The organism is Geobacillus sp., assembly GCF_017515625.1.
GTDB classification, from domain to species: domain Bacteria; phylum Bacillota; class Bacilli; order Bacillales; family Anoxybacillaceae; genus Geobacillus; species Geobacillus stearothermophilus.
In genome coordinates this window covers 1-2079 of record NZ_JAFWFM010000196.1, presented here as the reverse complement: position 1 = coordinate 2079, position 2079 = coordinate 1, and the positions used below count along the sequence as shown (strand labels likewise).

Annotated in this window: 2 protein-coding genes and 1 pseudogene; all 3 read right to left on the bottom strand. The window is 47.2% G+C overall.

Annotation, left to right across the window (positions count from 1 at the left end; genetic code table 11):
- A partial coding sequence (locus tag IKE44_RS11370; RefSeq protein WP_483299809.1) for a PIN domain-containing protein occupies window positions 1–241 on the bottom strand: 241 nt, incomplete at its 3' end.
- Entirely contained in the window at window positions 234–530 is a 297-nt protein-coding gene (locus tag IKE44_RS11365; protein WP_230847164.1) for a UPF0175 family protein, read from the bottom strand. The genes IKE44_RS11365 and IKE44_RS11370, both read right to left, overlap by 8 nt.
- A gap of 480 nt (window positions 531–1010) precedes the next feature.
- Window positions 1011–1782: pseudogene (locus IKE44_RS11360) on the bottom strand (aldo/keto reductase family protein); the annotation flags it as partial.
- Window positions 1783–2079: the final 297 nt, after the last annotated feature.

The window sequence follows — 2079 nt, the reverse complement described above, 5'->3', positions numbered from 1 at the left end:
ATTTTCCATATAAACTTTCAACAAGGCTGCGATTTTTTACATGGTATAGTCGAAACACCCCCTCGCTGACCAATCGTTTGAGCTCCTCTTTTCCATAATGGCGTGGGGCATGGTTATGAACAATTTCTTGATAGACAGCTTCCGGAACATATACTTCATCAAATAGTTCAGACAAAAGAGTCAATTGACCAACGATCGACAGACCTATAATCGGTGTAGAATTAACCGTAACCCTACTCATTGTGATCCCTATTTTCTTTGCTCAATTTTTGCACCGTGTCCCAATCATCTTTGATGTGTTCCTCCGTATATTCCATCCAAGGAATCGCCTTCGAACGCAATACATCGATAAATTCCCCTAAGGGTTTTCCTGCCAATTCAGCCGCTTTCGCCAGCGTCACCTGTTTTCCAACAAACAAACCAATCGCCAATGAAAGCTTTATTTTTGCCTCAACTGTGTTGCCTTCCAATTCATTAATGGCGGACAAAAACTCTTTCGGCAAGTTCACCTGAAAATAGTCCATGGCCATCGAACTCACACCCTTTTTTATTTTATTCTATCACACTCTGCTCCTTTTGGATGTAGTCACGGAACGAATAACATTCCCTAAATTTTTACTACATACTCAATACGCCGGAAATGAAACCGACTCAATTGAACACTCCTCACCCGCGCTCACGTAGAGAAGTAGGGGATTCTCGGGAACACCCTAACATACGGTAAGCGGTCAGCTAAGCCATCCCTGTGCATCCTACCGTTAAGCTTCCTCAAAAAGATCGCAATCGAAGCCCTTCCTTTGTTCTTTTGGTGCAAGGGGAAGATCGTTGGTGGAAGACGCCGGTTCATCCCCCACTTACACTCATGCTTGGAAGTTAAGGCCTTCTCGGTTCGAGGTGATAAAAAGGGGACTGACCCAAAAGGGTAATTTTCCTTAACAAAACACAACATATTGTCTATATACGGTAATAAGAAAGGGTGTCCCGATCCTTTTGGGACACCCTCACCTCTTTTACGCCAAAATCCCCTCAATTTTCTCGAGCACATCTTCGCTGAGCACGACATCGACCGCTTTGACGTTCTCTTCGACTTGTTCCGGGCGGCTGGCGCAGCACCCAAGCGAGGGCAAGCTGGGACAACGTAATGCCAAGCTCAGCCGCGATTTTTTCGAGTTGTTCCACTTTCGTTAACACTTCGTCATTGAGCAATCCTTGGATAAACGTATTCGCTCTTGGATCAGCGGCGCGGCTGTCAGCCGGCAACGCTTGACCTCGTTTGTATTTGCCGGTCAGCACCCCTTGGGCGAGCGGCGAAAAGACGATTTGACTGATGCCGTTTTGTTCGCACACCGGGATGACTTCCTTTTCAATATAACGGTGAAACATGTTGTATTGCGGCTGATTGACGACGATCCGATCGAGCAAGTAGCGGTCGGCCACGCCGAGCGCCTCTTGAATTTGCTGGGCCGTCCATTCGCTCACGCCGACATACAGCACTTTTCCTTGGCGGACGAGATCATCGATCGTACGCAACGTCTCATCGACCGGCGTTTCTTTGTCATAGCGGTGGCAGTAGTAGATATCGACATAATCCAGTTGCAGCCGCTTTAAGCTCGCATGGAGCTGCTCAAACACATGCTTGCGCGACAGGCCGCGGTCGTTCGGGCCGTCGCCCATCGGCCAAAACACTTTCGTCGCGATGACATACGATTCGCGCGGATATTTGCGCAGCGCCTCGCCGACGATTTTTTCCGCTTCCCCACGCGCGTAGACGTTCGCTGTGTCTTCCGCCGGTGAAAACCGTTCCATTTGCTGTTTGATTTTCGCTAAAAGGCCGATTCATTCATCTTATTCTCCCTTTCCGCACATCATTTTTCTTTCATCTTATCATGGAAAGCCCCCTGTGCTCCATACTAATAATCTTTAATAAAAAATATTTGATTTCGAGATATACATTTGTTATGATAGTGATGCGAATATGAATCATAAAGAGGAGCATTCCCGTTAGAAGCTTTTCCGGGGACTTGATCAAAAAAAGCCCTCTTGGTATGATGCAGGGGTGTCAACCACATCACTCACCAT

Excerpts from the sequence above, each read along its gene's own strand:
- IKE44_RS11365 (WP_230847164.1), bottom strand. The coding sequence starts at position 530 with ATGGCCATGGACTATTTTCAGGTGAACTTGCCGAAAGAGTTTTTGTCC.